General features: G+C 65.0%; 28 protein-coding genes and 1 pseudogene. 9 read left to right on the forward strand and 20 right to left on the reverse strand.

Going from position 1 to position 26,613, the window contains the following annotated elements; all coding sequences use genetic code 11:
- Nucleotides 1–45: 45 nt before the first annotated feature.
- The 9 genes from HNS34_RS15865 to HNS34_RS15905 form a co-directional block, all read right to left on the reverse strand.
- Complete coding sequence (locus HNS34_RS15865) at nucleotides 46–567, reverse strand: TlpA disulfide reductase family protein (RefSeq protein WP_172321081.1); 522 nt, start codon at nucleotides 565–567, stop codon at nucleotides 46–48.
- Nucleotides 568–697: 130 nt separating this feature from the next.
- Nucleotides 698–1,180 carry a c-type cytochrome gene (locus HNS34_RS15870; protein ID WP_172321082.1) on the reverse strand — a complete coding sequence of 161 codons (483 nt, stop codon included), beginning with the start codon at nucleotides 1,178–1,180 and terminating at the stop codon, nucleotides 698–700.
- Nucleotides 1,177–1,353, reverse strand: a complete 177-nt coding sequence (locus tag HNS34_RS15875; protein WP_172321057.1) for a hypothetical protein — start codon at nucleotides 1,351–1,353, stop codon at nucleotides 1,177–1,179. The genes HNS34_RS15870 and HNS34_RS15875 overlap by 4 nt, the downstream gene beginning before the upstream one ends.
- A gap of 110 nt (nucleotides 1,354–1,463) precedes the next feature.
- The gene (locus HNS34_RS15880; RefSeq protein ID WP_172321083.1) at nucleotides 1,464–1,943 is read right to left on the reverse strand and encodes a DUF411 domain-containing protein; all 480 of its coding nucleotides are present in this window, start codon (nucleotides 1,941–1,943) and stop codon (nucleotides 1,464–1,466) included.
- Between the two features lie 16 nt (nucleotides 1,944–1,959).
- A complete protein-coding gene (locus tag HNS34_RS15885; protein WP_172321084.1) occupies nucleotides 1,960–2,904 on the reverse strand; it encodes a WD40/YVTN/BNR-like repeat-containing protein in 945 nt (314 codons plus the stop codon).
- Between the two features lie 652 nt (nucleotides 2,905–3,556).
- On the reverse strand, nucleotides 3,557–5,014 hold the full coding sequence (gene merA, locus HNS34_RS15890) for a mercury(II) reductase (protein ID WP_407925874.1): 1,458 nt from the start codon (nucleotides 5,012–5,014) through the stop codon (nucleotides 3,557–3,559).
- Nucleotides 5,015–5,065: 51 nt separating this feature from the next.
- The gene (locus HNS34_RS15895; protein WP_172321086.1) at nucleotides 5,066–6,415 is read right to left on the reverse strand and encodes a dihydrolipoyl dehydrogenase family protein; all 1,350 of its coding nucleotides are present in this window, start codon (nucleotides 6,413–6,415) and stop codon (nucleotides 5,066–5,068) included.
- Between the two features lie 145 nt (nucleotides 6,416–6,560).
- Entirely contained in the window at nucleotides 6,561–6,866 is a 306-nt protein-coding gene (locus HNS34_RS15900; protein WP_172321087.1) for a heavy-metal-associated domain-containing protein, read from the reverse strand.
- A 12-nt stretch (nucleotides 6,867–6,878) separates the two neighbouring features.
- On the reverse strand, nucleotides 6,879–7,286 hold the full coding sequence (locus HNS34_RS15905; protein ID WP_172321088.1) for a mercuric transporter MerT family protein: 408 nt from the start codon (nucleotides 7,284–7,286) through the stop codon (nucleotides 6,879–6,881).
- A 75-nt stretch (nucleotides 7,287–7,361) separates the two neighbouring features.
- On the opposite strand from HNS34_RS15905, the gene HNS34_RS15910 reads away from it, so the two are divergent.
- The 4 genes from HNS34_RS15910 (at nucleotide 7,362) to HNS34_RS15925 (ending at nucleotide 11,897) form a co-directional block, all read left to right on the forward strand.
- Nucleotides 7,362–7,784, forward strand: a complete 423-nt coding sequence (locus HNS34_RS15910) for a MerR family transcriptional regulator (RefSeq protein ID WP_407925872.1) — start codon at nucleotides 7,362–7,364, stop codon at nucleotides 7,782–7,784.
- Between the two features lie 332 nt (nucleotides 7,785–8,116).
- Nucleotides 8,117–8,782, forward strand: coding sequence for a L,D-transpeptidase (locus HNS34_RS15915; RefSeq protein WP_172321089.1), 666 nt, complete (start codon nucleotides 8,117–8,119; stop codon nucleotides 8,780–8,782).
- 162 nt (nucleotides 8,783–8,944) lie between these two features.
- Nucleotides 8,945–11,320: a heavy metal translocating P-type ATPase gene (locus HNS34_RS15920; protein ID WP_172321090.1), complete on the forward strand. Its 2,376-nt coding sequence runs from the start codon at nucleotides 8,945–8,947 to the stop codon at nucleotides 11,318–11,320.
- 94 nt (nucleotides 11,321–11,414) lie between these two features.
- A complete protein-coding gene (locus HNS34_RS15925) occupies nucleotides 11,415–11,897 on the forward strand; it encodes a L,D-transpeptidase family protein (RefSeq protein WP_172321091.1) in 483 nt (160 codons plus the stop codon).
- 3 nt (nucleotides 11,898–11,900) lie between these two features.
- On the opposite strand, the gene phnE is transcribed toward HNS34_RS15925, so the two are convergent.
- Genes phnE through HNS34_RS15945 form a run of 4 tightly spaced genes read right to left on the reverse strand, consistent with a single transcriptional unit; the run spans nucleotide 11,901 to nucleotide 16,148 of the window.
- Nucleotides 11,901–12,659 carry a phosphonate ABC transporter, permease protein PhnE gene (gene phnE / locus HNS34_RS15930; protein WP_172321092.1) on the reverse strand — a complete coding sequence of 253 codons (759 nt, stop codon included), beginning with the start codon at nucleotides 12,657–12,659 and terminating at the stop codon, nucleotides 11,901–11,903.
- Nucleotides 12,659–13,441 (reverse strand): phosphonate ABC transporter ATP-binding protein, encoded by a 783-nt coding sequence (locus HNS34_RS15935; protein ID WP_172321093.1) that lies wholly within the window; start codon nucleotides 13,439–13,441, stop codon nucleotides 12,659–12,661. The genes phnE and HNS34_RS15935 overlap by 1 nt, the downstream gene beginning before the upstream one ends.
- Nucleotides 13,438–14,313 (reverse strand): phosphate/phosphite/phosphonate ABC transporter substrate-binding protein, encoded by an 876-nt coding sequence (locus HNS34_RS15940; protein WP_172321094.1) that lies wholly within the window; start codon nucleotides 14,311–14,313, stop codon nucleotides 13,438–13,440. The genes HNS34_RS15935 and HNS34_RS15940 overlap by 4 nt, the downstream gene beginning before the upstream one ends.
- On the reverse strand, nucleotides 14,313–16,148 hold the full coding sequence (locus HNS34_RS15945; protein WP_328700552.1) for a cytochrome c peroxidase: 1,836 nt from the start codon (nucleotides 16,146–16,148) through the stop codon (nucleotides 14,313–14,315). Before HNS34_RS15945 ends, HNS34_RS15940 begins: the two co-directional genes overlap by 1 nt.
- A gap of 152 nt (nucleotides 16,149–16,300) precedes the next feature.
- Here HNS34_RS15945 and mntR point away from each other — a divergent pair, with 152 nt between their 5' ends.
- On the forward strand, nucleotides 16,301–16,750 hold the full coding sequence (gene mntR / locus HNS34_RS15950; RefSeq protein WP_172321096.1) for a manganese-binding transcriptional regulator MntR: 450 nt from the start codon (nucleotides 16,301–16,303) through the stop codon (nucleotides 16,748–16,750).
- Nucleotides 16,751–16,883: 133 nt separating this feature from the next.
- Here mntR and HNS34_RS15955 read toward each other — a convergent pair whose 3' ends face one another.
- The 3 genes and pseudogenes from HNS34_RS15955 to HNS34_RS15965 all read right to left on the reverse strand — a co-directional run.
- On the reverse strand, nucleotides 16,884–17,666 hold the full coding sequence (locus HNS34_RS15955) for a ZIP family metal transporter (RefSeq protein ID WP_172321097.1): 783 nt from the start codon (nucleotides 17,664–17,666) through the stop codon (nucleotides 16,884–16,886).
- A gap of 26 nt (nucleotides 17,667–17,692) precedes the next feature.
- Entirely contained in the window at nucleotides 17,693–17,956 is a 264-nt protein-coding gene (locus tag HNS34_RS20780) for a DUF411 domain-containing protein (protein ID WP_268879101.1), read from the reverse strand.
- Nucleotides 17,957–18,033: 77 nt separating this feature from the next.
- Nucleotides 18,034–18,174: pseudogene (locus tag HNS34_RS15965) on the reverse strand (disulfide bond formation protein DsbA); the annotation flags it as partial.
- 158 nt (nucleotides 18,175–18,332) lie between these two features.
- Here HNS34_RS15965 and HNS34_RS15970 point away from each other — a divergent pair.
- The 4 genes from HNS34_RS15970 to HNS34_RS15985 all read left to right on the forward strand — a co-directional run bounded on the left by HNS34_RS15970 (nucleotide 18,333) and on the right by HNS34_RS15985 (nucleotide 21,279).
- Nucleotides 18,333–18,761: a MerR family transcriptional regulator gene (locus tag HNS34_RS15970; protein WP_172321098.1), complete on the forward strand. Its 429-nt coding sequence runs from the start codon at nucleotides 18,333–18,335 to the stop codon at nucleotides 18,759–18,761.
- Nucleotides 18,762–18,842: 81 nt separating this feature from the next.
- A complete protein-coding gene (locus tag HNS34_RS15975; protein WP_172321099.1) occupies nucleotides 18,843–19,463 on the forward strand; it encodes a cation efflux transmembrane domain-containing protein in 621 nt (206 codons plus the stop codon).
- A 110-nt stretch (nucleotides 19,464–19,573) separates the two neighbouring features.
- Nucleotides 19,574–20,539, forward strand: a complete 966-nt coding sequence (locus tag HNS34_RS15980; protein WP_172321100.1) for a cation diffusion facilitator family transporter — start codon at nucleotides 19,574–19,576, stop codon at nucleotides 20,537–20,539.
- A gap of 122 nt (nucleotides 20,540–20,661) precedes the next feature.
- Nucleotides 20,662–21,279: a hypothetical protein gene (locus HNS34_RS15985; protein WP_235952768.1), complete on the forward strand. Its 618-nt coding sequence runs from the start codon at nucleotides 20,662–20,664 to the stop codon at nucleotides 21,277–21,279.
- A 76-nt stretch (nucleotides 21,280–21,355) separates the two neighbouring features.
- Here HNS34_RS15985 and HNS34_RS15990 read toward each other — a convergent pair whose 3' ends face one another.
- From HNS34_RS15990 to HNS34_RS16005, 4 genes are read right to left on the reverse strand one after another with little or no spacing between them, the layout of a single operon-like run.
- Nucleotides 21,356–22,684, reverse strand: a complete 1,329-nt coding sequence (locus HNS34_RS15990; RefSeq protein WP_172321102.1) for an APC family permease — start codon at nucleotides 22,682–22,684, stop codon at nucleotides 21,356–21,358.
- Nucleotides 22,668–24,737 carry an AarF/UbiB family protein gene (locus tag HNS34_RS15995; protein WP_172321103.1) on the reverse strand — a complete coding sequence of 690 codons (2,070 nt, stop codon included), beginning with the start codon at nucleotides 24,735–24,737 and terminating at the stop codon, nucleotides 22,668–22,670. Before HNS34_RS15995 ends, HNS34_RS15990 begins: the two co-directional genes overlap by 17 nt.
- On the reverse strand, nucleotides 24,734–25,831 hold the full coding sequence (locus tag HNS34_RS16000; protein WP_172321104.1) for a KR domain-containing protein: 1,098 nt from the start codon (nucleotides 25,829–25,831) through the stop codon (nucleotides 24,734–24,736). Before HNS34_RS16000 ends, HNS34_RS15995 begins: the two co-directional genes overlap by 4 nt.
- Complete coding sequence (locus HNS34_RS16005; RefSeq protein WP_235952769.1) at nucleotides 25,831–26,247, reverse strand: c-type cytochrome; 417 nt, start codon at nucleotides 26,245–26,247, stop codon at nucleotides 25,831–25,833. The genes HNS34_RS16000 and HNS34_RS16005 overlap by 1 nt, the downstream gene beginning before the upstream one ends.
- Nucleotides 26,248–26,613 lie beyond the last annotated feature (366 nt).

Here is a 26,613-nt window from a genome sequence, read left to right on the forward strand (position 1 = left end):
CTCAGAGCGCCGCCGCGCCCTGGTCATGGGACGTGTCCGGCAACCTCACCTGCCCCTCTCAGCGATGACGGTCTGGAATTGTGCGATCGCCTCCGGGCTGTCCCATTGTGCGGGGCCGGTCAGACGGCCGCGTTCGCGCCCCTGCCGGTCGATCAGCAGGGTCGTGGGCAGTTCGATGACGGCGAAGGCGAACATCGCGCGGATGTCCTCGGCCAGGTACATGTTCAGATGCCGGATGCCGATCTGCTGGTAGAAGCGGCGCACCGGACCCAGTCCCGCCTGGTCGATGGAGAGCGGCAGGACGTGGAAATCGTCCCCACCGAGCCGCGCCTGCAGGCGGTCGAGCGTCGGCATCTCCTCGCGGCAGGGCGCACACCAGGTGGCCCAGATGTTGAGCAACACCACACGCCCCCGGAAATCCGCCAGGCTCAGGTCGCGCCCGCCGCCATCCACGAAGGGCGGAGAGAGAATTTCGCGCGAGGTCTGGTGCAGCGGCATCAGGGGGCGCGCGGCTGCGGGCGCCGCGGCAAAGGCCAGCGCGCCGGCCAGCAGGTCGCGCCGCCTCATGATGCGCACCATGAGGCGCAGACAGTCACGATGGATGCGTCGTCCGTCGGATCGGGGCTGGCCAATCCGTCGTTCCGACCGTCGATCGGGAGCGGTGAGACCTGGCGCCAGGTTCGCTGTCTCCATGAGGTCATGATTCATCCTCGTCATTGGCTGTCAGCTCGGCCTGAACCTCGCGTTCGCGTTCGGGCCATGTGCTCTTGATGAAGGCGAGGATGGCGGCGATCTCGTCATCCGAAAGGAGACCCTCATATGCGGGCATATCGCTCTCGTAGCCGGGTACCGCCGCGCCGACACCCAGCCTTGTGATCGTGAACAGCTGCCGATCGGCGTGGCGCCATGTGTGACCGCTTGCATCATGGGGAGGCGCGGGCATGCGGCCATCCTCGGTCCGCCTGCGCCAGTCGGGCTGGCCTTCCAGGTTCGCCCCGTGGCAAGAGGCGCAATTGGCCGCGTAGAGGTCTTGCCCAAGCGCTATCTGGTCCGCCGTCACCGGCGCACCGAGAAAGGTCAACCCTTCCGGGATGTCCTGCCCTTCGGCCGCCATGACCCAGGTGGTCACGCCCGCGGCGAGAGCGAGGACACCCCCGGAAACCAGCCCGATACGTGTCATATCGCCCTCCGCAGATACTTGATCAGGGCCGCCGCCGCGAGGATCAGCACCGCAATCAGCAGCAGGTAGACAAGCCCACCCCCCAGCATCATGCCCATCATGGGGCCACTCATCAACTGGCCAATGCAGTCCCCCATGAAGCCCGTCCACGGGCCGTCTGCTGTTCCGTTCATGTCAAACTCCTTATGTGCTTGCGGATTGCCGGGACCACGAGGCAAGGCCCCGCCACCGCCGAGTAGCGGGAAAGCGGTCGCCAGGGTGTCATCCCGACAACCCCGTGCCGTCATTCATCGGAATAGACCGACACGCCGTCCGGCCCGAAGGCAAAGGTGCGCAGGGTTCCGGTTTGCGCCGGTGCCATGCCCGGTGCGTTCGGGGGCATGCCGGGCAGCGTGATGCCGGTGATGTCGGGGCGCTCCGCGAGCAGCCGCTCTATGATCTCGGCGGGAACCAGGCCGCTGACGACATAGCCGTCGATGGTGGAGAGATGGCAGCCGATGCCGCGCTCGGGCACGCCCATTTCGACGGATCTCTGGTCGAAATCGCGATCGTCGATCACGTTGACCTCGAAACCTTCGGTGCGCAGGTATTCGGCATAGGCGTCGCAGCAGCCGCAGCCGGGGCTGCGCCAGATGGTGACGGGCTCCACGCTCTGCGCGGCGGCGGATCCGACAAGGGCCGGACGGGTGTCGCGATCGGTCGTGACATAGGCGGCCGTGGCGGCCCCGGCGATCGTCAGCGTGATGGCAAGTATCTTCTTCATGGTCGGTGTTCCTTTCTCAGAAAGCCGCAAGGGTGACCCAGCTGCCACCCCCGTCCCGGCTGTGTTTCAGTTCGTTCAATGTGGCGGCGGCGATGTGGTTCGGGTCAGCCGGGTCAACGGCAAGGCCCTGTGGTTGCGAATTGGACCGGCTTTCCCAAGCCACGCCGCCATCCTCGGAGGTCCAAAGCCCCGAGGGCAGCGCCGCATAGAGCCGTTCCGGGGCGGCAGGGGCCGAGGCCAGGGCGCTGACGGGTTCGCCCTCGGGCAGCGGTGCTTCCGGGGCGGGCGGTGTCCCCGCCACCAGCGCATCCATCGCGTCGCCCGCCACCACGTCCTGCCAGCGGCAGAAGCAGTCGGGCACACGGGTCAGGCCGCGTTCGGTTCCGGCATAGATCCAGATGCCGCCCATTCCGCTGGCGAGATTGACCGACGCGAGCGAAAGCACCTCGCGTTCGGCCTCGGCGATCCAGGGCCGGTCCATGACGAAAGACCAGCTTTCGCCCGCATCCTCGCTGCGCCAGAGCCCGTCCTCCGCGACGGCGGCATAGACAGTGTCCGGGGCACCCGCCGCAACGGTGAGCGCCATGATTTGCGCTTGCGGCAAGCCGCCCGAAGCAGCGGTCCATGTCCGGCCACCATCCAGAGACAGGACGACGCCGCCGCCCTCCGGCGCGGCGAAAATCCGCCCCGGGCGATCCGGGTGACATGCCAACGTCCTGATCGGGATGCGCGGGGCAGGCAGGATTACAACCTCGCCGGACGGATCAAACCGCCGGAGCTGCGCATCCGCGAGGACAAGCGTATCGCCGTCGAAGGCCAGAGCGGAGGTTGGCGCGGCGCGCAGGTTGGAAGCGCCGTCGGTGTCGGCCCAGGCCGGGTTCAGGGAAAGCGCGGCGCCGGTTGCGGCGCAACTGGCCAGAAAGCCTCGGCGCGACAGCGCCGGTGTAAACTTCGATCTCATGTGTGTGTCTCATCTGATCTATGCCGTTCTGCGCCCGCATGGCGCAGGAGTCTTGCGTCTCAAGGCGTCGGTCAGACGCGCCGAGGCGCGGGCCAACGGTCACAAACACGCCCTTGCAGGCGGCCAGCCGTCGGATCAGATGAGGGTTCGGGGAGGGAAAGGGTCCGGCGGCGCGCGCAGTCGGTGCTGAAAGACCATGCCGAGGGGCCGGTCCTGACGAGGGGCTGGCGTCACAAGGTCAAAGGATGCGGACGCCGTCAGGGTCACCATGGCGGGGGCAGTGCAATCGAGTTGGCACAATGTCGAGTCCGCTCTGCCTTCCCCATCTGACGGACACTCTTCGCAGTCCTCCATGGCCGACGCGCTGCCATCCATTGCGGCCATTTGCAGCGTCATATTATTCGCATTTACCGCATGCGCGATGTTTCCCACCACGAACGTGGCGAGAAAGACCAGGAGCAATATGGGCGAGAACCGACGCATGAGTGGAAGATAGGCAGGGCGAGGGCGCGTGTCCAGCCACGACCCCGTGACCTGTCCCGCCACGCCGCGAAGGTCGCCTGTCATTCGCACGGTACTGGCGGATGCGATGGCCACGTCAGTTCCACCTCCGTTGGGCAGGCGGTCCTGCATCAGGGCAAAGGTGCATCCCTCACCCCGCGCAGCAGCTGAGTTTGGCCACGTCCTTGTCGAAGGTCTGCGCGGCGAGTTTCAGCCCCTCCACCGTGGTCAGGTAGGGGAAGATCGTCTCGCCGAGCGCCCGTGCGGTCATGCCGAACTTGAGCGCCATGGCCAGCGTCTGGATCGTGTCCGAGCCCTCGGGTGCCGCGATCTGGCCACCCAGAAGACGGTCGGTATCGGCGTCCGCAACCAGCTTGATCACACCACGGGTGTCGCGGGCGGCGGCGGCGCGGGCCACGTTGTCCAGGGTCAGCACGCTGGTCTTGACCTCGTGTCCCGCGGCCTTCGCCTGCTCCTCCGAAAGGCCGACACCGGCCACTTGCGGGTCGGTGAAGACAACCCAGGGCATCGCCGCGTTGTCATAGCGCATCGGCTCCAGTCCGAGGGCGTTGTTGATTGCCACCTTGGCGCCATAGGCCGCCATGTAGACGAACTGGTCGCGGTCGGTGACATCGCCCGCCGCCCAGACACCGGGCCGTGTGGTGGCCATGTCGGGGCCGACCTTGACCCGTCCGCGCGCATCGGTCTCTATCCCAAGGTCTTCCAGCCCGAGATTCCCGGAATTGGCCACCCGTCCGGTGGTCACGACCAGCCGTTCCGCCGTCAGCGCCTCGGTCTTGCCATCCCGGTCGAGTGCCAGAGTGACGCCGCCCGCAGCTTGTGCGACCGAGGTGTAGGCAAGGCCGGTCTCGACGGCGATGCCTTCGGCCATCAGCGCCTGCGCCAGCGCCTCGGCGACCTCAGGCTCGGCGCCGGGCAGTAGGCGCGAGCGGGTCACCAGCGTCACCTTCACCCCCAGCCGCGAGGCCATCTGCGCCAGTTCGCAACCTATGTAGCCGCCCCCCAGAACCATGAGGCTGTCGGGCCGGTCGGGCAGCGTCAGCAGCCCCCAGGAATCCAACGCCGCCACATCCTCGATCCCGTCGATTGCGGGCATGTGCGGGCGCGAGCCGGTGGCGATCAGGACACGCGGCGCGGAGATCACCCGCCCGCCGACCGTGACGCCACCCTCGACCAGGCGGGCGGCACCTTCGTCGATATAGGTGACATTCTCGTAGGCGGGCAGCAGGTCGACATATTTCTTCCGCCGCATCTCCGCGACCAGATCGGCGGTGCCTTCGACCACGGCGCCCCAGTCCACCGCGTGGGCGCTGGCCGCGATGCCGGGGAACCGGGCCGCCGACGCGCCGCCATGGACCGCCTCGGCGGCGCGGATCATCGCCTTGGACGGCACGCAGCCGACATTCACGCAGGTGCCGCCGATGGTGCCGTGCCCGACCAGCGCGACCCGCTTGCCGGCCTCTGCCGCCGTGATCGAGGCGGAGAACCCGGCCGATCCGGCGCCCACGACGATGAGGTCATATTGGTCGCTGCTGGCCTCTTCGGTCGAACAGCAGTCGTCCGCTTTGACGGTCTGGTCCAATTTGATTTCCTTATTCTGACAACCGGTGCCGTCCTCGTGGCGCGGTCAATATTCGTTTCACACCATCGACCCGATGTCGGAGGCGTAGCTGGGATAGGCGAAGATCATCGCCTTGATCTGGTTGGCGGTCTGTCCGGCACCCATGGCCATGGCAAACAAGTTGATCTGTTCCTCGGAGCCCGGCCCGATCAGATGCGCGCCGAGGATCTTGCCACTGCCTTCTTCGACAAGAACCTTGAAACCTGTGTGTTTCGCGCCGACGCGCAGCGACGAATACCAGTCTTGGGTCTTTTCGAAATGCACATCGAATTTCAGCTCCTGTTCCCTCGCCTCCGCTTCCGACAGACCCACCGTGGCCACCATCGGCAGGGTGAAGACCACGGACGGGACCGGCGGATACCTGATCTGCCGCGCGTCCTGGCCGGCCAGAAGATTCTTGCCCGCGATACGGCCCTCCGCCGCCGAGACGGGGGTGAGATTGAGGCCGCTATCGGCGCAGTCACCGGCGGCGAAGATCGTCGGGTTGGTGGTGCGCATCGCGTCGTTCACCTTGATGCCACGGCGGGAGTATTCGACACCGGCGGCCTCAAGGTTCAGCCGGTCGATATTGGGCACCCGGCCCGTGCCATGCACCACCAGGTCGCAGGTCACGGTTTCGGTGCCGCCCGCGCGTTCCACCGTGACAACAAATTCGTCGCCCTGCTTCTCGATCTTCGCCACCTTCGCCTTGGTGCGCAGGTCGATGCCAAGTTCCGCGGTGCCTTCGACCAGCATTTCGACCAGGTCGGGGTCGAAATTGCCAAGGGGACGGTCCGCCATTTCCAGCACGGTCACGTCGCGGGCGCCCGCGCGCTTGACGATATGCGCGAATTCCATGGCGATGAACCCGCCGCCGACAAAGGCGATGCGGTCGGGACGTTCGGGCAGTTCGAGGAATTCGGTGCTGGTGGTCAGATGCTCTTCGCCGGGGATGTTCAGCGTCATCGGCCGCGCGCCGGTGGCGATGTGGAAATGTTTCGCGGTCAGGGTCTTGCAGTTCAACTCGATCGTATCGGGGCCGGTAAACCGCGCCTCGCCGTGCAGCACGTCGATCCCCGCCTTTTCCATTCCGCCTTCGATGCGCGGCGGCATGGTGTCGGTGAAGCCGCGCTTGAAGGCGATCATGTCGGGCCAGTTGACCGAAGGCTGCGCCTCCAGCCCCTTGCCCTTCATGTTTTCGGCCCATTCGACGCCTTCGGTGACGGCAACGAGCATCTTCTTGGGATCGCAGCCGCGCAGGGCGCAGGTGCCGCCATGGGGTTCGCTGTCGATGCTGGCAACGCTCCAGCCTGCATCCGCCGCCATCCGGGCCACGCCATTTCCAGCGGTGCCGCCACCGATCACGATGAGGTCGTAACTGCTTGTCATGGGGTGTTTCTCTTCAATACCGTGTATCGGGTGTCATTCGGATGCCACCGCCGCCGCGGATCATGAGCATCGGGCGGCAATGACAAAGGCCGGAAGAAGACGGAGCATCTGCGTGTCATCCATGGCCCTGCCCACGCTTCCGTGCTCAGGAATCCCCCGCTTGGAGCAACTCGGCGGGATACCCGTTGGACAGGACGGCGTCGATGATCATGTCGGGGTTGGCCGCCTGATCGTCGAAGGCCACGATATAGGTGCCGGTGCCGAACTCCTCACCTTCCGTGAAGTCGATGATCTCGACCGTGGGGACGCCCCGCATGGCTGCCGCAACCGTGAACGAGCAGGTCGGGCAGGTGAGTTCGCCGACGCCGATATTGATGCGTTGTTCTTCGGCGCTGGCGGGAGCCGCTGCGAGTATTCCCAAGGCTACGATGGCGCGTTGGATCGGTTTCATGGGCTTGGCCTTTCAGTAGGACAGAACGTAGGGGGCAAGGTAAGGGAAGATCATCGCGACGGCGACGATCGCGGTGGCGAGCCAGAGAAGGGATCGCATGAGGGACCGGTTCATGGGACGCGCGCAGGTGCCATCGGCGCAGGCCTCCGCCGGGGTCGGGCGGTAGGCCTTGTAAAAGCCGTAGCCGATGAAGGCGGCACTCAGCGCGAAGGTGATCCACCTGTACTGGTAGAGAACGCCCAGTTGCGCGATGAACACGCCGGTCACGCCGAAACTGACCAGTACCAGCGGCAGGATGCAGCATGAGGTCATGGCCAGCGCGCCGAAAAAGCCCAACCCGGTTGTCGCCCAAGCCTTTCTGTCGTCGACCGGTGTGTCGCCTGCGCCCGTCGCCTGACCCGAGGATGTGGTTTCAGTCATGGTTCGAATCGTCCTTGCCTGGTTGATGATCTCAACCTAGGGTCTGTAGCCGATACAGGCTCAAGGGGGGCTGACGTGAAGAATGATCACAGGTCGGTGAAGATCCTGAGGCGCGGAGATCTGGCCAGACTGACGGGATGCAACCTCGAGACGATCCGCTATTACGAGACTATCGGCGTCATGCCGGAGCCGCCGCGCTCCAGCAAGAACTACCGCGTCTACGATGACAGTCATGTCACGCGGCTGCGCTTCGTCTTGCGCGCGCGCGGGTTGGGGTTCACGCTGGACGAGGTTCGCGATCTGCTCGCAATGGTCGATGGCGGGCAGCAGACCTGCGGAGAGGTGCAGGCCCTCGCCACGGCCCATCTCGCCACGGTCCGCGCCAAGATCGCGGATCTCAGGCGCATCGAACAGGTCTTGTCGTCTACAGTGGCACAATGCACCGGCGACGACGTACCCGAATGTCCCGTCATCGACGCGCTGACCGAAGTGGCGTGAGCGAGGACAGTTGAGAAAGTCCATGCCAGTCAAAAAGACGGCAGACGGAACCGGGGGGCGGCGATGTGCGTATATTCTTGACAACTCGCACCACTGACCGGTGTGGCGCAAATTCCTGTCGAGGGCAGCAAGGCGTCTGAGGAGGACAAGATGCCGGCCCATGATCTTTGAAGAACGGGTTTGCCAAAGGCCCGGACGACGACAATCTTCGTGGCACGCGCCTTCGCCTGGGGCATTTTGTCTTGAACCGATAATTGCTGAAGGCCCCAGGCACTGCTAAATTCAGGTTGGCAGGGCCAGCGACAGGTGATCACGAGAGCGGAGCAAAGCACATGCTGACGAGACGACACTTCATCCAGACGACCACGGCGCTGTTTTCGGCAGCGATTTCTACCCCGGTCCTGGCCAGCACCTGGCCCGACGCGGCGCAGAAGGCGGCCTGGGACGCGCAAGTGACGCCGCTCGGCTACGATCCGGCCACGACCAACCCCTGGGGTCTGCATCCGCGCTTGTTGCCGCAGCGGGTCGCCGCGAACGACCGGCTTACCCCCGGCGACATTCATGTCGATGCCGTGGCGCGCTACCTCTACCACATCGAGGAAGGCGGCACCGCGATGCGCTATGGTGTGGCGATTGGGCGGGGCGGTCTCTACGAGCCCGGGACATACACCATTCGGCGCAAGGTCGAATGGCCTCACTGGACCCCGACACGGAACATGATCGAGCGAGAGCCCGAGGTTTACGCACAATACGAGGACGGGATGGAACCTGGCCCGACCAATGCTCTCGGGTCGCGCGCCTTGTATCTCTATGTCGGCAACCGCGATACCTACCTGAGGATTCACGGCACGCCGCAGCCCTGGTCCATCGGCAGCCGCGCCAGCTCCGGCTGCGTGCGGATGGTGATGCCCCATATCATCGACCTCTACCCGAATGTAGAGATCGGCTCGACGGCGGTTCTCTATCCCGCCGAGGATGGCATGGTCGCGCATAGTTGAACCGGCGGCCTTTGACGACGTTCAGCCGAGCTTCGTCCAAGGCCTGTCTGCGTCTGATCCGTGGCTGTTCTGGTCGAAAGGATCAGCCGATACCCCTCTTGAAGCTCTAGTGGCTGTAGGGACTATATCCGATTCGAATTCGCTAATCGTGAGGTCGAATCGATGTCTTCCAATGACCAGCGCCATGATCACAGCCACGATCATTCAGGCAACCAGGCCCGGTCGGAGCACTCCCGTTCGCATGGCGCGGATGGGGCCTGCTGCGGGTCGGGTGCTGGCGCCGTGGCGGCGCAACCAGTACCGGCGAATGGCAGGAGCTTTCAGGTCTCGGGCCTCGATTGTGCCGAGGAGGTCGCGATCCTGAACCGGGTGGTCGGGCCGAAAATTGGCGGGACAGAACATCTCGCGTTCGACGTCATCAATGGGCGCATGACCGTTCTCGACAGCGCCGAAAGGATTTCGGATGACGAGGTCGCGCAACTGGTCGCAAGCACGGGCATGAGCGCCAAGCCATGGGATGCCGATAACGCGGCGGAAGACCAGGCCGCGCATCTGGCGCGGCAGAAATATTTCACCGCGTTAAGTGGCGGGTTCTGGGCGGCGGGTTTCCTCTATCACATCGCCGAATCGGGCTTGGCGGGCGCGATCGGGATCTTCTCGGGTCATGACGACACGGCCATGCCCCTGGTCGAGGCGGGGCTGTTCGCGGTCGCCATCGTCCTTGGCGTCTGGCTGGTGGCGCCAAAGGCCTGGTCTTCGGCGCGGCGGCTGTCGCCCGATATGAACCTTCTGATGGTCGTGGCCGTGGCCGGTGCCATCGGCCTCGGCGAATTTTTCGAGGCCGCCACCGTCGCCTTCTTCTTCTCGCTCTCGCTCTATCTCGAAAGCTGGAGCGTGGGGCGCGCGCGCAACGCGGTTTCCGCCCTGCTTGACCTTGCGCCGCCCACGGCGCGGGTGATCCGGCCGGATGGGACCGAGGCGAACGTTCCGGCGGCCGAGGTCGCGGTGGATGACCGCTTTATCGTGCGCGGCGGCGACCGTATCCCGCTGGACGGCGAGGTTGTGGAGGGCGCTGGCGCCGTCGATCAGGCCCCGATCACCGGCGAAAGCGCGCTGGTGCCGAAAGAGGCCGGCGACGAGGTCTATGCCGGCACGATCAACGGCGAAGGCACGCTGACGGTGCGGGCGACCAAGGCCGCGTCGGACACGGTGCTGGCCAAGATCATCCGCATGGTGGGCGATGCCCATTCCAAACGCGCGCCGGTCGAACAGTGGGTGGCGAAATTCGCCCGCATCTACACGCCCATCGTGATGGTGCTGGCCATTGCCATTGCGGTGCTGCCGCCGACGCTCATGGGCGGGGCCTGGGATTACTGGTTCTACAATGCGCTGGTGCTTCTGGTCATCGCCTGCCCCTGTGCGCTGGTCATCTCGACGCCGGTGTCGATTGTTGCGGCGCTTACCGCCTCGGCGCGGGCCGGGGTGCTGATCAAGGGCGGGGCCTATGTCGAGGCGCCGGGCCGCACCACGGCGCTGGCGATGGACAAGACCGGGACGATCACCATGGGCGAGCCCGAGGTGGCGGCGGTTCACCCCCTGGGCGACACCTCTGCGCGTGACCTGGTGACGATGGCCGCCGGTCTGGAGGCGCGATCCTCGCACCCGCTGGCGCGCGCCATTCTTGCGCGGGCCGAGAACGACGGCGTGAAGGTTTCCGCCGCAGAAGACACGCGCACGGTGCCGGGGCGCGGCCTGGAGGGGCGCGCGGATGGCCGGGCCATCTGGCTCGGCTCGGACCGCTTTGCCGAGGAGAAGGGTTTCGGCAATGCGATTCCGGCGGATCTGCGCGACCGGATCGAAGGCGCGGGCAGCACGCTGGTGGCGGTCGGTGACGAAACCGGCGTGACCGGCGTGCTTGAGTTGCGTGACCGCATCCGCCCCGATGCCAAGGGGATCGTGGCCCGGCTGCACGCGCAGGGTGTCAAATCCATCATCATGCTGACCGGGGACAATGAGCGCACCGCCCGCGCGGTCGCGGCCGAAGTCGGCATCGACGAGGTGCGCGCCGAGCTGCTGCCCGAGGACAAGGTGGCCGCCATCGAGGAGCTGGTCGAACGTCACGACGTGGTGGCCATGATCGGCGACGGCGTGAATGACGCGCCGGCCATGGCGCGGGCGCATTATGCCATTGCCATGGGGGCCGTCGGATCGGACGCGGCCATCGAAACGGCGGATATCGCGCTGATGACCGACGACATCGGCCGCGTGCCCTGGCTCATCGGTCATTCGCGCCGGACCATGTCGATCATTCACCAGAATATCGGCATCTCGCTGGCGACCAAGGCGCTGTTCGTCGGGTTGACCGCCTTTGGCATGGCCTCGATGTGGGGCGCGATTGCCGCCGATGTGGGCGTGTCCCTGCTGGTGGTCGCCAATGCGCTGCGGCTTTTGAACGGTCATCGGGCCGAGACCCCGCCTTCCGGCGGCAAACCCGTGGGCGAGCACATGGCGAAGGGTGCACTGGCGCACGGGCATTGATCCGGCCTGCCCGATACCGTATCAACCGTGGCTATCAAGACCTCGCAAGAATGGGTGTCGGGCAGTGCTGAAATCAAGGGTTTCACGGCGGATAATGCTGTTGAGCGGCGTGGCCGCGTTCCTGTCGGCCTGCGCAAGCAGGTTCCGGACCTATGACGGGCCCGAAGTCACGCGGCTGCGCGTTTACAAGGCGCAGCGCCTGCTGGTTCTGGATGGCGCGGAAGGCACCTTGCAGAGCTATCCCATTGGCCTGGGTTTCGCGCCCGTGGGTCACAAGCAGTTCGAAGGGGACGGTCGGACGCCGGAGGGCTCGTACCTGATTGATCGCCGCAACCCGGACAGCCTTTTTCACCTGTCCATCGGCATTTCCTATCCGAACGAGGCGGATATCGCCTTCGCGGAGGCGCAGGGCCGGTCACCGGGCGGCGATATTTTCATCCATGGCGGGCCACGGCGCGGCATCGACCCGACGAATGTCCGTGACTGGACAGCAGGCTGCATCACGGTCTCGGATCGCCAGATCGAGGAGATCTATGCCATGGTGCGCGATGGGACGCCTATCGACATCTATGCGTGAGGATCAGGTAAAGCGGCGGCGCAGCGCGGCGTTGACGATCTCGATCGCGATGACCATGACCACAACGGCAATCGTGACGCTGGCCGCCTTGTCATATTGGAACGAGCGCACATAGGTCTGGATGTAGAACCCGATCCCGCCCGCGCCGACAATCCCCAGGATCAGCGACTCGCGCAGGTTCAGCTCGAACCGGAAGATCGTGTCGCGGGCGACGACGGGGGCCATCTGCGGCCAGATCGCGTGTCTGAGCCGCACCAGCGGACCGGCACCCGCGCTTTCCAGCGCAGCGATTGGCGCGCGGGAGACACCGTCGATCGCCTCGGCATAGAATTTGGCGAGCATCCCCGTCGCATGAAAGGCGACCGCGATGATACCGGGCAGCGGACCCAGCCCGACCGCCCCCACCATCAGCATGGCCACCAGGATCAGCGGGATCGCCCGGATCACGGCCAGAAGCGTCCGAACCGGTCGATAGAGCGCGGGCGATACCATCGTCTCGGACGCGACTATGCCAAGGGGGATCGACAGGATCACCGCCCCGAGCGAACCGAGAATGGCGATCCGCAGGGTTTCCGCGCTGCCGGTCATGATCTCCTGCATTACCGTCGGGTCCGGCGGGAACATGCGACCGAGAAAATCGGCAATGCGCGGGCCGGCCGACATCAGGCGCGACAGTTCCACATCGGTCGTGGCGAAAGACCAGAGGACCGCCGCGGCGACCAGCAGGCCCGCCGCGAAGCTGCCACCGCTCCGAAACCGCATCACGACACCGCCCTGAGGCCGATTGCGGGTGTCGGCGCTTCATCGCGGTAAAGTTCCGCCGTCGCGGCCTCGGTCACGTCCGAGGTCCGGGCGTCGAATGCGATCCGCCCGCCTCGCATCCCGACGATGCGTTGCGCGAAGCGGCGCGCCAGGTCGGGCTGATGCGAGGAGAACAGCGCCGTTGCCCCGCGCGCCCGCGCCGCGCCGGTCAAGAGCGAAAGGATTTCGCCCGCGCGGGCAGGGTCGAGGTTGCTGACCGGTTCATCGGCCAGGATCAGCCGGGGTTCCTGCGCCAGGCAGCGCGCGATCGCCACGCGCTGACGCTGCCCGCCGCTGAGGCTGTCGACCCTGCGTCCGGCAAGGTCCGCGATGCCGCAATCGACAAGTGCCCTGTGCGCAACCTCCTGGTCGCGGGTGGTCGGCGACCCCATCAGGGCGCGAAAGGGAGACATGCGCCCGAGGCGGCCGTTGAGGACATTGCGCAGAACCGTCGACCTCTCGACCAGGGCGAATTCCTGAAACACGAAACCGGTATCCGCGCGGCGGCCTTTCGGCGGCGGTCGGTCGGGATCGAGCAATGACCCAAGGACGGCAACCCGCCCGGACCAACCCTGTAGCCTGCCGTCGAGCAATGCCAGAAGCGTTGTCTTGCCAGCCCCCGACGGCCCGATGAGGGCAACGCTTTCGCCCTGCGGCACGACGAGAGAAACCTCCCTCAGCGCCGGAAGCGCCATGCCGGGATGAGAATAGCCCAGGTCGTCGATTTCAATCGCACCGCTCATCGCAAAAGCCCGTATCGCCGTGCCATCTCGCGGACGCCGTCATAGGCGCTTGAATCGGCCAGGACATAGCCATCGGGGCCGTAGAGATAGCGCAGCCTGTCACGGTTTTCCGGCTCGTTGAGCTGCATCATGGCATCGACGAAGCGGCCTTGCAGATCGGCATCCAGCCCTGGTCGCGCGATCACCAGGTGGCTGGGGATCGGTTCGCTTTCCGCGATCCAGGTCACATCAGCCTGTTGATCGGGTGTCAGCAGAAGATCGGCATACTGGCTGGCCCCCGCCGCATCGACCAGGCCCTCTGCCATGGCCTGCATTGCCTGCTGGTAGCCGCCCGCGAAGAAGATGCGGCCGAAGAACGCCCCGGCCCCGTCGGGGCCGTCGATCAGGCCGGCCCGCTCGAACTCGGCCAGCGGATAGAGGTAGCCCGATTCCGAGATCGGATCGGCAAAGGCGATGTCGCGCCCGCGCAGGTCGGCCAGCGAGGCGATACCGCTGTCGCGGCGCACGAAAATGCGCCCCGTGTAACTCGGCGCGCCCCGGTAGACCTCGGACAGGAGCGGCACGGCCCCGATCTCGGATTCGGCCAGAACGAAGGGCAGCGCGCCCATGAAGGAGATATCCGCATCGCCATTTCGCAACGCCTCGACCGCCGCGGCGTGGTCGATGGTGACGAACCCTTCGACCGGCACGCCGATCTGCGCCGCCAGCCAGCCAGTGATCGCCTCGATGTCGCCAAGCAGCTTTTCGGGGTTTTCCTGCGGAATGAAGGCAATGCGCAATGCCGTGCCCTGCGCCAGGAGAGGCGCCGCCAGCGACACCGCGCCCGCACCGGCCATCATCATCAGCATCCTGCGATTCATGCGGATTGCCATCAAAATGCCCTTTCTTCGAGTGCGCGGGCCTCGGACTGGAACGCGGACCAGCTTTCTTCGGCAGCGGCCCAGTCTTCATCGCGCACGGCAGCCCCGACCGCGACCAGCCGTTCGGCCAGCGCGTAGATTTCGGGCCGCGCGGCAAGGTTCGCCATTGTGCTGGCATCCGCCGCAAGGTCCGCGGCGACGGTGTCGGTCAGAAGCAGGATGTGCGCCGCGTCCCGCCGTGGCAGCAGCGTGTCGAGCGTCGAGGCGAAGGTCGTCAGTTCTGAGAAGGCCAGGCGGAAGGCCGTGTTCTCCTCGTCGAACGCCTCATAGGGCGCATCCGCCGCGCCGACGGTCTCCAGGTAGGCGGTCAGGTCGGCCCGCTCGGCCTCGCTCAGGCCGAGTGACGCGGTCTCGTCGAACCAATCCACGACCGATCCCAGGGTCGGCAGCGACCCGTCGTGAAAATAGGGCGCGGTATAGAGCGTGCCAAGCAGCGTGGGCGTATCCATCGCCCCGGCACGGGCGCCTGCATAGGCCGGCGTGACCGAGCCGATGTCATAGGCCTGCCGGTCGAGGAAATTGGCGTCCGGAATGTGACAACTGGCGCAGGACCGGTCCCCGAGCCCGGCGAAGGGCGTGTTGAAGATCACTTCGCCGCGCCACGCCGCGTCCGGGGCGGCATCGGTCAGGCGGCCATCGGTCGTCAACATGGAGTTCGGCAGGAAGTCAAATTCGAGCATGTAGGCGAGGAGCGCATCCAGCATGAAGGGCGTCGGCTCGTCACCGGCAAATTCGTTGACGATCACGTTGCGGGTGAAGTCGCGCAGGCTGGCAAAGCGGCCATCGCGGCCATAGGGCCCGGTAAAGCGCAGGCCGCGCAGGCTGGGAATGTCGATGGGGTCATCGCGCCGGTCGTTGAAGATCGGGTTGAAGAAGGCGCCATCGACGTCGATCGCGCCCGGCTGGTGGCTGGCACCGGGAATGAACAGCCGCTGGTTGACGTCCGAGCGGTTGTGACAGGTCGAGCAGGCGATCCCGAGATCGCGCGCCGGGCCGCCGAATATCTGCGCGCTGTCGAACAGCATGTCGCCATAGGCCACCAGCGGCAGGCCGGTCTCGTCGATGCCCTGCTCCTCGAAGTTGAGGACCAGCAGTGGCAGCGGATCCTGATCGAAGATGTCCGAGCCCGGTGGCAGGGCGGGCGGCACCTCGACGTTGCTGTCGCCCAGAGCGGCGATTTCGGGCAAGGTGCTCAGCGTTTGGCGGGGCGCGAAATCCTCCACCAGGTAGTTCTGAGCGATGTAATCGGAGATGGTTGCGCGCGCGGCCATCATGGTGTCGGTGTCGGAAGGGGTGGCCCCGGCACCAAGAACACCGGCGAATCCGGTGCTGCTGTTGAGCTCCAGCCAGGCAATGCCGATGCGTCTTGCGGCCTCCGGATCGGCGGCGGCGATGCCATCCGCGAATGCGCGGTAGAGTTCCCGGCCCGTCCGAACGGCCTGCTGCGCCGCCGCCGGATCCTGCGCCGTGACGGCGCGTTCCAGTTCCTCTTCGATCCTGAGTGCGATCAGCCTCGTTGCCTCGGCAAAGACCGCCTGCCGGTCCTGTTGCGCGATGGCGGCTTCCAGCCGGTCGGTGTCAACCGCGCTTTCGCGCCCGAGCCATGCCAACCCGCCGACCGTGAATTCCGACCCGCGATAGGGTTCGGACCAGGCGGTTGCGACCTCGTCCCAGGGCACGGGTTCGAGATTGCCGAGAAACAGGGTCAGCCGATACGCCGCCGCCTCGGGAAGCCAGGGGGCCTCTCTGGCGGGGGTCGCCGCGCCCGGGCCCGCGAGAACGAACACAGCCGCGATTGTGGCAAGCAGGACTGTCGCGAAATCTCGGATCACTTTGGCCTCTGGGTGAATAAGTTAGACATGGCTAATTTATCTACCCCAAGGAAACCTGTTGTCAATCCCTCGTTGTCAATCCTGATCTCTCGCGGCACTGTGGGCGGATGACGAAACCGCAGCCATACAGGCGGGAAGCGACCGACAGGGCACCCGAGGCGCAGGCCGATGGGTTCGCGACCGTGCGCCTGGCGCATGAGAGCGAGATGGCCGAAGACTATGTCGAGCTGATCGCGGAACTGATCGAGACACGGGGCGAGGCCAGGCCGGTCGATATTGCCGAGCGGCTTGGGGTGAAACCGCCCACCGTGACCAAGAACGTCTCGAGGCTCGAAACCGTCGGCCTTGTCCGGAGGGAGCCCTACCGTTCGATATTCCTGACCGAGACGGGACAGGAGCTGGCCGAGGCCTGCAAGCGGCGTCACCGGATCGTCGTCGCATTTCTGCTCAGCCTGGGCATTGATGAAGAGACCGCGGAACGCGATGCGGAAGGGATCGAGCATCATGTGAGCGATGCCACCCTTGCGGCTTTTGAAAGGCGGCTCGAACGGGAATAGATCTGCCGCGCGGCTTGCTCGGTGGTTCCGCTGTCAGGATGTCAGGCCGAGGACCGGCCTGTTGCAAGTCGTGAAAAGCCGCCGCCCGAGGCAGCCAGGCCAAAGCAAGGGTGAATTCATTTGCCCGGCTGGGTCAGCCAAGCCAGACATCGAGGAACAGCATGATCACCAGACCCAGGGCAAGGCCGAGCGTTGCCCGGTTCTGATGGCCGGAACGGTGTGTCTCGGGAATGATCTCGTGGCTGATGACATAGAGCATCGCACCTGCGGCGAAGGCAAGGCCCCACGGCAACAGCGGTTGCGAGATGCTGACGATCCCGGCCCCCAGGAGCCCGCCAACCGGCTCGACGAGGCCGGTCAGGGCGGCGATGCCCCATGCGCGAAACCTGGAATAGCCCTCGCCCAACAGCGAGACCGCGACCGCGAGACCTTCGGGGGCGTTTTGCAATCCGATGCCGATGGCGAGTGGCAAGCCGCCCGAAACTCCGTCAGCCCCGAACCCGACGCCGACGGCAAGCCCTTCGGGAAAGTTGTGGATGGTGATCGCGATGATAAAAAGCCAGACGCGCCGCAGCGAGGCGGCTTCCGGTCCCTCGCGTCCCGTCTTGAAATGCTCATGCGGCAACCTTTCGTTCAGGATGGCGATCACGCCCATACCCAACAGGATCGCGATGCAGACAATGGCTGCGGGGGCGGCTGCGTTCTCGAACTGCAGTTCGGCCGCGTCGAGGGCCGGGATGATCAGCGAGAAGAAAGAAGCCGCGAGCATGACACCTGCCGCGAAGCCAAGCAGGAGATCGCGCGTGGCCCGCGAGGGGAGACGCCCGAAGAGAACGGGCACCGCGCCGATCGCAGTCAGCGATCCGGCGGCCAGGCTTCCGAAAAAGCCAAGCGCCATGGGGGAGAGGGATTCCAATTTCTAATGCCTCGCTTGGGAATCTGTCAGGAGTCTGGGTCGCTTCTGTAGACCTCGGTCGATCCGGAGGGCATATCCGGCGCCGCGCGGCCGACCGCGTCCGGCCGATCCTCCAGCAGGCGCTGGATGTCAGAGGCCGGTACATGGCGCTCGATCACTGTCACATCCGCATCGCCGGTGTTGCGCAGGGTCTGACAGGCGGCACCGGGCCGACTCATGCCGATGGTTGCGCGGGCCCAGGCATCCGCGATCACGACATCCTCCGATCCGGCCAGTCCCGGGCCCGACAATCCCGCAAGAATTGCAAGGACGGTTACGGCATTTCCGCAGCGCGGCCTCTTCATCTGTTTCTTCCCTTCACCGGTGTTCAGCTTTGCGCGACCGCAAATTCCGCGGCCACGTCGCGCCGCAATTCAGCCTCGTCGAACGGTTCCAGCGGCCTTGCATTCATGAAGAATGTCGGCGTCTGCCGAACCCCCACGGTTTCAGTATCCGCCCGAAGTCGATTCTCCATTATTTCTGTGCATTTACATCCTCTGGCTAGTGCAGGTTCAAGCGTCAATGTTACAGATCGGCCAATAATCACCGATCTGCAAAAGCCACGTAAAGCTTGTGACGCGCGCGGCTTGAAGCTACATACACTGTAGCTAATGGGGAGGGCCTGATATGCTGACGATCGGGACGCTGGCCAAGAAGACCGGAACGAAAGTGCAGACCATCCGGTATTATGAGCAGATCGGCCTCATGCCAGAGCCCGACCGGACCGAGGGCGGCCAGCGCCGTTATGGCGATGCCGAGCTGGATCGCCTGTCCTTCGTCCGGCACGCGCGGCAACTGGGGTTCTCGCTGGAGGCGATCCGCGAACTGCTCGATCTCGGCGATCATCCGGGAAAATCCTGCGCCGAAGCGGATGCGATCGCGCGTCGGCAGCTCAAGCAGGTCGAGCAACGATTGGCGCGGCTCAAGGCGCTGCGCACGGAATTGAAGCGGATGGTGCAGGAGTGCAGCGGCGGGCAGACGGCCGATTGCCGTGTGCTCGAGGTGCTGCGCGATCATTCCGAATGCCTGACCGACCATGAAGAGATCGGCGCCTGAGCCATTCTGAGGGCCTTTGAGGAACCCAAGTAGGCCGGTATTGGTTTCTCTTCGGCTATTCATCAGATTTGGTCACCGGGCATGGCAGAGCAGAAGAACGCATCGGAAAGACGTACACTCTGGATCGTTCTGGGTCTCAACATCGGGCTGGCAATCGCTTTCTTCGCCTCGGGTGCCTTCGGCGATTCAAGCGCGCTTATCGCCAATGGGCTCGACAATCTGTCTGACAGTTTCGTCTACGCGATCAGCCTCTTCGCGCTGTCCCGCTCCGCCAAGTGGAAGCGAGGCGCGGCAAATGTTTCGGGCGGCCTGCTGATCCTCTTCGCCCTCGGCATTCTTTACGATGCCTGGCGCCGCTATGTCGGCGGGTCGGATCCCCTTGGCACGATGATGATCGCGATGGCCCTTGTGGCAGCGGTCATCAATACGGTCTGCGTCTGGCTGTTGGCGCGGCTTCGCGATCCGGATGTGAACATCCGCGCCGCAAGCACGTTCAGCTGGAACGACTTCGCCGCCAATCTGGGTATCGTCGTCGCGGGGGGGCTCGTGGCCTGGCTCGGGACGAACTGGCCGGACCTTGTGGTGGGCGTGATCGTCGCTGGCATAGCGGCCTGGGGGGGCGTCGAAATCCTGAAAGACGCGCATGGTGAGCACCACAAGGCGGTGCACGATGACGAACAGTCAGGTGAAGACAGCGCCTGAAAATCGAGGCTTGAAGCTATAGTCGCTATAGAGACTACATTCCCTCGTGAACGATCCGCCGGAGAGTTGTGCCGCGGGTTGATCCGACTTGAGTCACGAGGAGACAAGCCGTGCCGCATGATCACGGTCACGCCCATATCGACCCCGAATCCGGCGACCGCCGCGTTTCCATCGCCATCTGGGCCAACAGCCTTCTGACGGTTGCGCAGGTCATCGGCGGCATCCTGTCCGGCAGCCTCGCGTTGATCGCGGATGCGCTGCACAATTTCTCGGACATGGCATCGCTGGTAATCGCCTTTGCCGCCCGGAAAATCTCGCGGCGGCCCGCGGATGAGCGCATGACCTTCGGCTACGGGCGGATCGAGATCGTCGCGGCGCTGGTCAACTACACCACGCTGATCCTGATCGGTTTCTACCTGATCTACGAAGGCGGCATGCGCATGATCGACCCGCCCGAGGTGGCGGGCTGGACGGTGGTGATCCTGGGCGGCATCGCGCTATTCATCGACACGCTGACGGCGATGCTTACCTATTCGATGCAGAAAGGCAGCGTGAACATCCGCGCGCTGTTCCTGCACAACCTGTCGGACGCCCTGGCTTCCGTCGCGGTCATCATCGGCGGCTCGCTCATCCTCCTCTACGACATGCGGTGGGTCGATCCGGCGATCACCATCGGCATCGCTCTATACATCCTTTATCTCGCTTTCACCGAGATCGGCGGCCCGATCCGAACCCTGATGCTCGGCAGCCCGCCGGAGATCGACGGCGACGAGGTCGTCGAGGCGATGCGGGGTGTCGACGGTGTCGCAGACGTTCATCACGTACATCTGTGGCAGATGCAGGAGCACGAACCGGCGCTGGATTGCCACGTCGTGCTGACGGCCGACGGCTGGGATCAGGCCGAGAAGATCAAGGGCGCGATCAAGGACCGGCTGAAGGAGAAATTCAGTATCGGTCATTCCAGCCTGGAGTTTGAACATCAAGACCGTGCGCATGAAAAGGCCGACCTTTTCGGTCACGGCCAGCCGGAAGACGAGGACGAAACCCATGCTCGCCGAGACACTGGCGGATCGTGACGACACGAATGCTGCGATCCTCCAGGACACGAAATAGTTCTCGTGCCGTCCAGCATGCCCATCGACCTTTTGCCGCTGAGCATGGAAGACTGATGAACATGCAAAGATACTTCGCCATTCATATGCCCGCTATCCACTTCGTGCGAAACACCTTCGTGTTCAGCCTGCTCGCCCTGGTGCCGCCGCTCCTGGCCTTTGTCGCGCTGACACCGGGGTTCGGTGCCATGTTGGCGGGCGGCGGACCTCCGCTTGAAAGGTTCATGCGGCAGGTCATTACCAACGGTCTGCCGGTTGTCTTTGCCGTAAACTACGTGAGTTTCTTCCTGTATGCGTGGATCGTCTCGAAGCCGGACCAGCGCTACGGGATCACGCTTGTGCTCCTCGTGGATATGCCGGTCCGCGTTGTCGGCTTCATCGCGTTGCATGCCGTGATCTATGTCCTGTCGGCCGACTGGTTCGGATCCTTTGGAGGAAGCCGCGCGACCGCGCTTCGGGTGGTGGCGCCGACTTTGGCGCGTTCGGTCCTTTTCGAGAACATCTCCGGCGTCTATCTCTATGCCACGCTGGTGAGCGCGCTGCCGCTCTATGTCACCGCGATCGAGAGTTCAGACAGGCTCGGCGGGTTGGCGCGGAGAGTTGCCGGCCGGTCGGGATATGTGCTTGCCGCGGTGCTGATGTTCGGGCTTTCCGTCCTGGCGCTGACCGCATTGGCCGCCTTGATCCGCGCGCTCCAGGCATGAATCGGAGCCCTGTCATTGCCGGGACGATGTCCTTTCCGGTCCGGCCTCTGCCAGTCTGCCGTCGCGCCGGAAAATATCAGTGGTCATGTGCGGCCTGGCCGGGCGCCAGCCACCGCGACAGGTAGATCCGTTCGAATATGAAGACAGTGGCGATGCCGCCAACGGCATAGAGCACGATGAGCGGATCGCTCTGAAGTTTCATCGCCGTGAACGCCACCAGCACCACGGCATCGAACGCCAATGCCGCAAGCAGCACCGCGCCGGAGGCACCGATTTCCTCTCGCCGGTAGCGGAACACGCCCCAGTGCACGGCCATGTCCATGACCAGGTAGAAAAAGGCGCCGAGCGAGGCGATCCGGCCGAGGTCGAAGAACACTGCCAGCAGGGACGCGATGACAACGGTGTAGACCAGCGTATGCCGCTGGATCGGGCCGGACATTCCGAAATGCCGATGCGGGATCATCTTCATATCCGTCAACATCGCCAGCATCCGCGACACGGCGAACACGCTGGCCAGCACGCCGGAGGCCGTTGCCACCGCCGCCAGGATCACGGTCAGAAAGAAGCCGGTTTGACCCAGGGCGGGTTCGGCGGCCTCGGCCAGCGAATAATCCCGTGCCGCGACGATCTCGTCGATGGTCAGGCTCGAGCCGACACCGAAGGCAACAAGCAGATAGACTGCCACGCAGATGGCGATCGAAAACATGATCGCCCGGCCCACGTTGCGGTGCGGTTCGGTGATTTCGGCCCCGCTATTGGTAATGGTGGTGAAGCCCTTGAAGGCCAGGATCGCGAATGCCACGGAAGCAATGAAGCCGGTCACGCTGTAATCCTGCGCGGTCTCGGACGCGGCCGAGAACTGGAAGCCGCTGGACCATATCGCGGCGATTCCGAACAATCCGATGCCGCCGATCTTGATCGCCGCCATGATCAGCGAGAACAGCCCGACCGACCGGTTGCCGGCGATGTTCACGAGGAAGGCGAAGACAATGACGCCCACGGCGAGGGTCGGCACCAGCGGCCCGCCCTCGATGTCGAAGGCGCGCAGGACGTAGGTTGCGAATGTCCGCGCCACCAGGCTTTCGGCAATCACCATGCTCAGAGCCATCAGCAGGGCGGCGGCCGCCGCGACCGCGCCGGGGCCATAGCATTTTTGCAGGATCATCGCGATCCCGCCCGAGGAGGGCCATTTGTTCGACATCCGGATGTAGCTGTAGGCGCTGAAGCCGGTCACCATTGCGCCCGCGATGAAGGCAAGCGGAAAGAGCGGTCCGGCAAGCTGGGCGACCTGCCCGGTCAGCGCGAAGATGCCCGCGCCGATCATCACGCCCGTTCCCATGGCGACAGCACCGCCCAGGGTGATCGAGCCTTCGCGGTAGGTGTCGTTTCTATCCTTGTCCTGCATGCTCTGCTGCCTCTCCGATTTTGTCTTTGTCCAACACTGGCGCGGTATGCCACCTGAAATCACAATGATCATGCCCCCCGGCAATGGTCTTGGGACGCACCAGTTGCCCGCCCCATTTCTCGGCCACCGGGAAATCGAGTGCGCACCATGTTGCCGTGCACAGCGCCGACGCCTCATGGGCCGCAAAGAACGCGGCCACCGGGCATTTCGTGCAGTCGAAGGCGACGACATTGCCACCCGCCTCGACGTCGCGCCAGCCATAGGCCGGTGGTCCAAAGGGGAAATGGCGAAACAGGCCCGTCGCGATGCGCATTCGCTTGGCCGGATCGGAGGTGATGGCGCGGGCGATCTCGAACGGCGGATCGGCCATTCGATCGTAGATGTCCCAGCCGATCGCATGGATGACCTCGTGGCTCTGCGCCTCTGACCGCCCTCGCGCGACCAGCGTTCGGTGCAGCGCAAGCGTCAGCGCGGCAAGATGCGTTGTCAGGATTGCGCCGACATTCGGCGCCAGCGGAAGGTCGCGTTCAAGCCGATCGTACCCCGCCCAGGTGTCCGAAAGGATCGCGTCGGTCTCGTTGCCCAGATGGTGCCGGGCGACGTGACTGAAAAGCATCGTCAGCGCGGCGCGGCCAATTCCCTCGCCGGATGGGATGACGGCCTCGAGGAGTCCGCGCCCCATTTTCTGGGTTGCGGTAGCGTCCCAGGTCTCGTCAATCGCCTCGGCGGGCGGCAGGGCACCGGTGAGCAGAAGCTCGGGAAGCACCTGCGAGAGGCGCCCCAACGGGTCGCTGGCCGCCAGTCGCGCGGCAACCTCGCGCGCGATGAACGGGCGCGACAAATCGTCGAACCGTGCGTCGGGTGCCAGCACGAACAGCAGCGCCTCCGCGGTGGTCAGCGCCTTGGCATGGAGCATCAGGGAGGCAGGGAATACGAAACCGGCGCGGTAGCCCGCGCGCATCATCGCAAGATAGGTTCGCGCAAGACTGGCCTCGCGCGAGGGGGCTGCGTAGAATTTCGCCGCAAGCCCCTCGAATCTTTGCCGGAACAGCGCGTGATCGGCACCCGGAAGGGCCTCGGTCTGCGCGCTGAAATGGTGATAGGCGCGCCGGGTCTGTCGCTGTGCCACGGCCATCCAGTACAGCACGAAGCGGTCGCGCTGCGCCGCGCTCAACTCGCCATACATGCCGAAATCGAGCAGGGTCACAGTGCCGTCGGCATGAAAGACGATATTGCCGGGATGCAGGTCGGCGTGAAACAGCCCGTCCGACACGAACATCTTCAGCAGCATCGACACAAGCGCCTCGACCAGTGCGGACCGGGTTTGTTCGGGAAGGGCGGCGGAGACTTCGGACAGGCGCAGGCCCTGGACCCAGTCCATGGTCAGCACGCGGGCTGTCACATGGTCGCGATAGGGTCTTGGAATTCGGATGCGGTCCTGCCCGGCGAGATTCCCGCGAAACCGGTCCATGACAGCCGCCTCGGCGCGAAAATCGAGCTCGGCCAGCGAGTAGCGCCGAAACTCCGAGAGGAACGCCGGCAAATTCGTGCGCCGAAGGCGGCGCGGCAGCACCATCCGCGCGATCCTCAGCCCAAGGTCGAGCGCGTCGAGATCGCGGTGGAACAGCGGCTCCAGCCCCGGTCGCTGCACCTTGACCGCGACCGCCGTGCCATCCGCCAGGCTTGCCTTGTGCACCTGGGCCAGGGACGCGGCGGCGACGGGTTCGGCCTCGAAGCTGGCAAAGGCGGTTTCCAGCGGCGTTGCCAGCTCATCCTCGACGATGCGCCGCACCGTGGCGAAATCCACTTGGGGCGCATGCTCCTGCAATTCCGCAAGCCGCGCGACATAGCTTTCGGGGAGAATATCGGGGCGGGTGCTGAGGATCTGGCCAAGCTTGACGAAAACCGGCCCCAGGGCGAGAAGGTTTTGCGCGAACCGATCCGGTGCACCAGTGTCGCCGCTGGCCGGATCATATCGCCGGAGCGTCCAGACGTCTTTCGCCAGGACGGTGGCAATCCGGGCCAACCGCAGGAGGTTCCTGGTGCGGTTCACGGGTTTCCTCCAATGCGCCCGGTCGACCAGGTCTCGACGGCCATGCCCGGCAGGAGGAGGCACAGATCGTTCAGCGCCCCGGCGAATGTCAGGTGATCGACGATGGTTGACAGGCCGGGCATCTGCCTGTCCGCCGCCGACAATGCGCGGATCGTGGCGAGGATCATCGCCGCCGTCACTTCGGCCTGATCCCCGGCAGAAACATGGCGCGAGGCAATGACGCTGCCGTCAGAATCCCGCACCTCGACGGCGATCCGGGTGCGCGCCTGGCCCAGTTCCGGCAGCCGCCCCAAGGCCCGCGTCACGCCGCGTTTGCGCCGCGACAGCACAGGGCCGAGACCGAGCCGCAAGAGCAGGCCGACAGCGCGCGTCACCAAAGGCGGATCAATCGCCAGGAATGTACGGACAAGGGCCGGCGGGCCGCTGCCCGAACCATCCGCGACACCATCCACCGCAAAGCCGATCCCAAGCGCGGGTCGCGCCCGACTGTTCCGCCCGAAAGCAAACAGCCGTCGGAGGGCACCAGGCGCGACCAGGGTGCTTGCGGAATCGGACAGCCGATATGGGCGGCCGAGGGCGCCGATCGACCATTCCGTCGCGGCCTGTCCATAATGGCGCCCCATGCCAAGTTCCAATCCGATATCGACCCTGTCTGCCTCAGTATCGCGCAGGAGTTCGGCTGCCATCAAGGTGCTGAGGCCGGGCGCGGTCCCGACGCACAGAACCGCGGTGCCCGGACCGCCGCCCTCCGGCACGTCCCGTCGCAGCGCCGTCAGGTAATCCGGTGACGCCGAGGTCTCGAGGAAACGTCCGCCGTTGCGGACAATTTCGGCCGCGACCGATGGGGGGGTTGCTTCGGTCAGGTTTACCACCGTCGCGCCAGGCGGCAGTTTTCCGGCGGCGTCCCTCCCGGCAATATCAAGCCGCAGCGCCTCGACCCGATCGCCCGCCCCGGCACCAGTGCGCGATACCAGCACTATTCGGGCTGCCGTATGATCGACGAGCAGCCGGACCAGCCGCCCGCCGACATCGCCCGTGCCTCCGATCAGCACGACGGTTCCCTGCACCGTCGGCGGGTCGGGGCGTCTTGCCATCATTCGATCCCGTTGGCGCGCTGCATTTCGCGGATGTAGCTGACGATCAGCCCAACGGTTTCTTCCGTGACCCCTTCCACGGCGGGCATATCGCCGTAATTCCAGTGATGCGACTGCACGCCTGCCGTCGCTGCCCGCAGGAACGCCCCATCCGGGTGATGACCCGGCTCGTAGATGGGATGGATCAGCGGCGGACCATTGCCGGTTCCGCCAGCGCCGTTTTGACCATGACACGCAGCGCAGCTTTGCTCGAACGCGATCTGGCCAAAATAGGAAGGTGCGCGCAGGGTTTCGGGCACGATGACCGAATCGGGACTGGGCGCGGGTGCCCCGGCGGCGGCGCCATGCATCTCGGTGTTCACTCTTGGCCGGTCGGCGTCGACTTCATCGGACTGGGCGAACAGGCCCGTTGCCAATCCGAATGCAAGCAGCGAGGCAATCGCCACCGTTTTCCGGGTCGCTGTCGCGGGGGGTCCGATCTTCTTGGGTCTTGTCATATTCCTGTCCGTTTCTTGCTTGTACTCACCAGGCCCGCCCGCCGGTGCGGAGTGAACGCGGGAACAGTTGCGGCGTGGTGCTTACAGGGTTCCTCGGCGAGGGCGAGACGTGCATACATCCAGACCAGCACCGGGAAGATTGCAAGTGTCAACAGTGTCGCCCATTGCATCAGAACACCCGCCATCATCAACACAAAGCCCACATATCGCCGGTGGCGAAGGCGGGCATGGGGGGCAGCGGCGCGGGCACGATGCTCCGGTCCGATATGGCCGCGTCATCGGGGT

The organism is Alterinioella nitratireducens, from assembly GCF_013155465.1.
Lineage (GTDB): Bacteria > Pseudomonadota > Alphaproteobacteria > Rhodobacterales > Rhodobacteraceae > Alterinioella > Alterinioella nitratireducens.

Bases quoted from the DNA above. Each gene is read 5' to 3' on its own strand.
- HNS34_RS15865 (WP_172321081.1), bottom strand. From the start codon at position 567: ATGAGGCGGCGCGACCTGCTGGCCGGCGCGCTGGCCTTTGCCGCGGCG.
- HNS34_RS15870 (WP_172321082.1), bottom strand. From the start codon at position 1,180: ATGACACGTATCGGGCTGGTTTCCGGGGGTGTCCTCGCTCTCGCCGCG.
- HNS34_RS15875 (WP_172321057.1), bottom strand. From the start codon at position 1,353: ATGAACGGAACAGCAGACGGCCCGTGGACGGGCTTCATGGGGGACTGC.
- HNS34_RS15880 (WP_172321083.1), bottom strand. From the start codon at position 1,943: ATGAAGAAGATACTTGCCATCACGCTGACGATCGCCGGGGCCGCCACG.
- HNS34_RS15885 (WP_172321084.1), bottom strand. From the start codon at position 2,904: ATGAGATCGAAGTTTACACCGGCGCTGTCGCGCCGAGGCTTTCTGGCC.
- HNS34_RS15895 (WP_172321086.1), bottom strand. From the start codon at position 6,415: ATGACAAGCAGTTACGACCTCATCGTGATCGGTGGCGGCACCGCTGGA.
- HNS34_RS15900 (WP_172321087.1), bottom strand. From the start codon at position 6,866: ATGAAACCGATCCAACGCGCCATCGTAGCCTTGGGAATACTCGCAGCG.
- HNS34_RS15905 (WP_172321088.1), bottom strand. From the start codon at position 7,286: ATGACTGAAACCACATCCTCGGGTCAGGCGACGGGCGCAGGCGACACA.
- HNS34_RS15915 (WP_172321089.1), top strand. From the start codon at position 8,117: ATGCTGACGAGACGACACTTCATCCAGACGACCACGGCGCTGTTTTCG.
- HNS34_RS15920 (WP_172321090.1), top strand. From the start codon at position 8,945: ATGTCTTCCAATGACCAGCGCCATGATCACAGCCACGATCATTCAGGC.
- HNS34_RS15925 (WP_172321091.1), top strand. From the start codon at position 11,415: ATGCTGTTGAGCGGCGTGGCCGCGTTCCTGTCGGCCTGCGCAAGCAGG.
- phnE (WP_172321092.1), bottom strand. From the start codon at position 12,659: ATGCGGTTTCGGAGCGGTGGCAGCTTCGCGGCGGGCCTGCTGGTCGCC.
- HNS34_RS15935 (WP_172321093.1), bottom strand. From the start codon at position 13,441: ATGAGCGGTGCGATTGAAATCGACGACCTGGGCTATTCTCATCCCGGC.
- HNS34_RS15940 (WP_172321094.1), bottom strand. From the start codon at position 14,313: ATGGCAATCCGCATGAATCGCAGGATGCTGATGATGATGGCCGGTGCG.
- mntR (WP_172321096.1), top strand. From the start codon at position 16,301: ATGACGAAACCGCAGCCATACAGGCGGGAAGCGACCGACAGGGCACCC.
- HNS34_RS15970 (WP_172321098.1), top strand. From the start codon at position 18,333: ATGCTGACGATCGGGACGCTGGCCAAGAAGACCGGAACGAAAGTGCAG.
- HNS34_RS15975 (WP_172321099.1), top strand. From the start codon at position 18,843: ATGGCAGAGCAGAAGAACGCATCGGAAAGACGTACACTCTGGATCGTT.
- HNS34_RS15985 (WP_235952768.1), top strand. From the start codon at position 20,662: ATGCCCGCTATCCACTTCGTGCGAAACACCTTCGTGTTCAGCCTGCTC.
- HNS34_RS15990 (WP_172321102.1), bottom strand. From the start codon at position 22,684: ATGCAGGACAAGGATAGAAACGACACCTACCGCGAAGGCTCGATCACC.
- HNS34_RS16000 (WP_172321104.1), bottom strand. From the start codon at position 25,831: ATGGCAAGACGCCCCGACCCGCCGACGGTGCAGGGAACCGTCGTGCTG.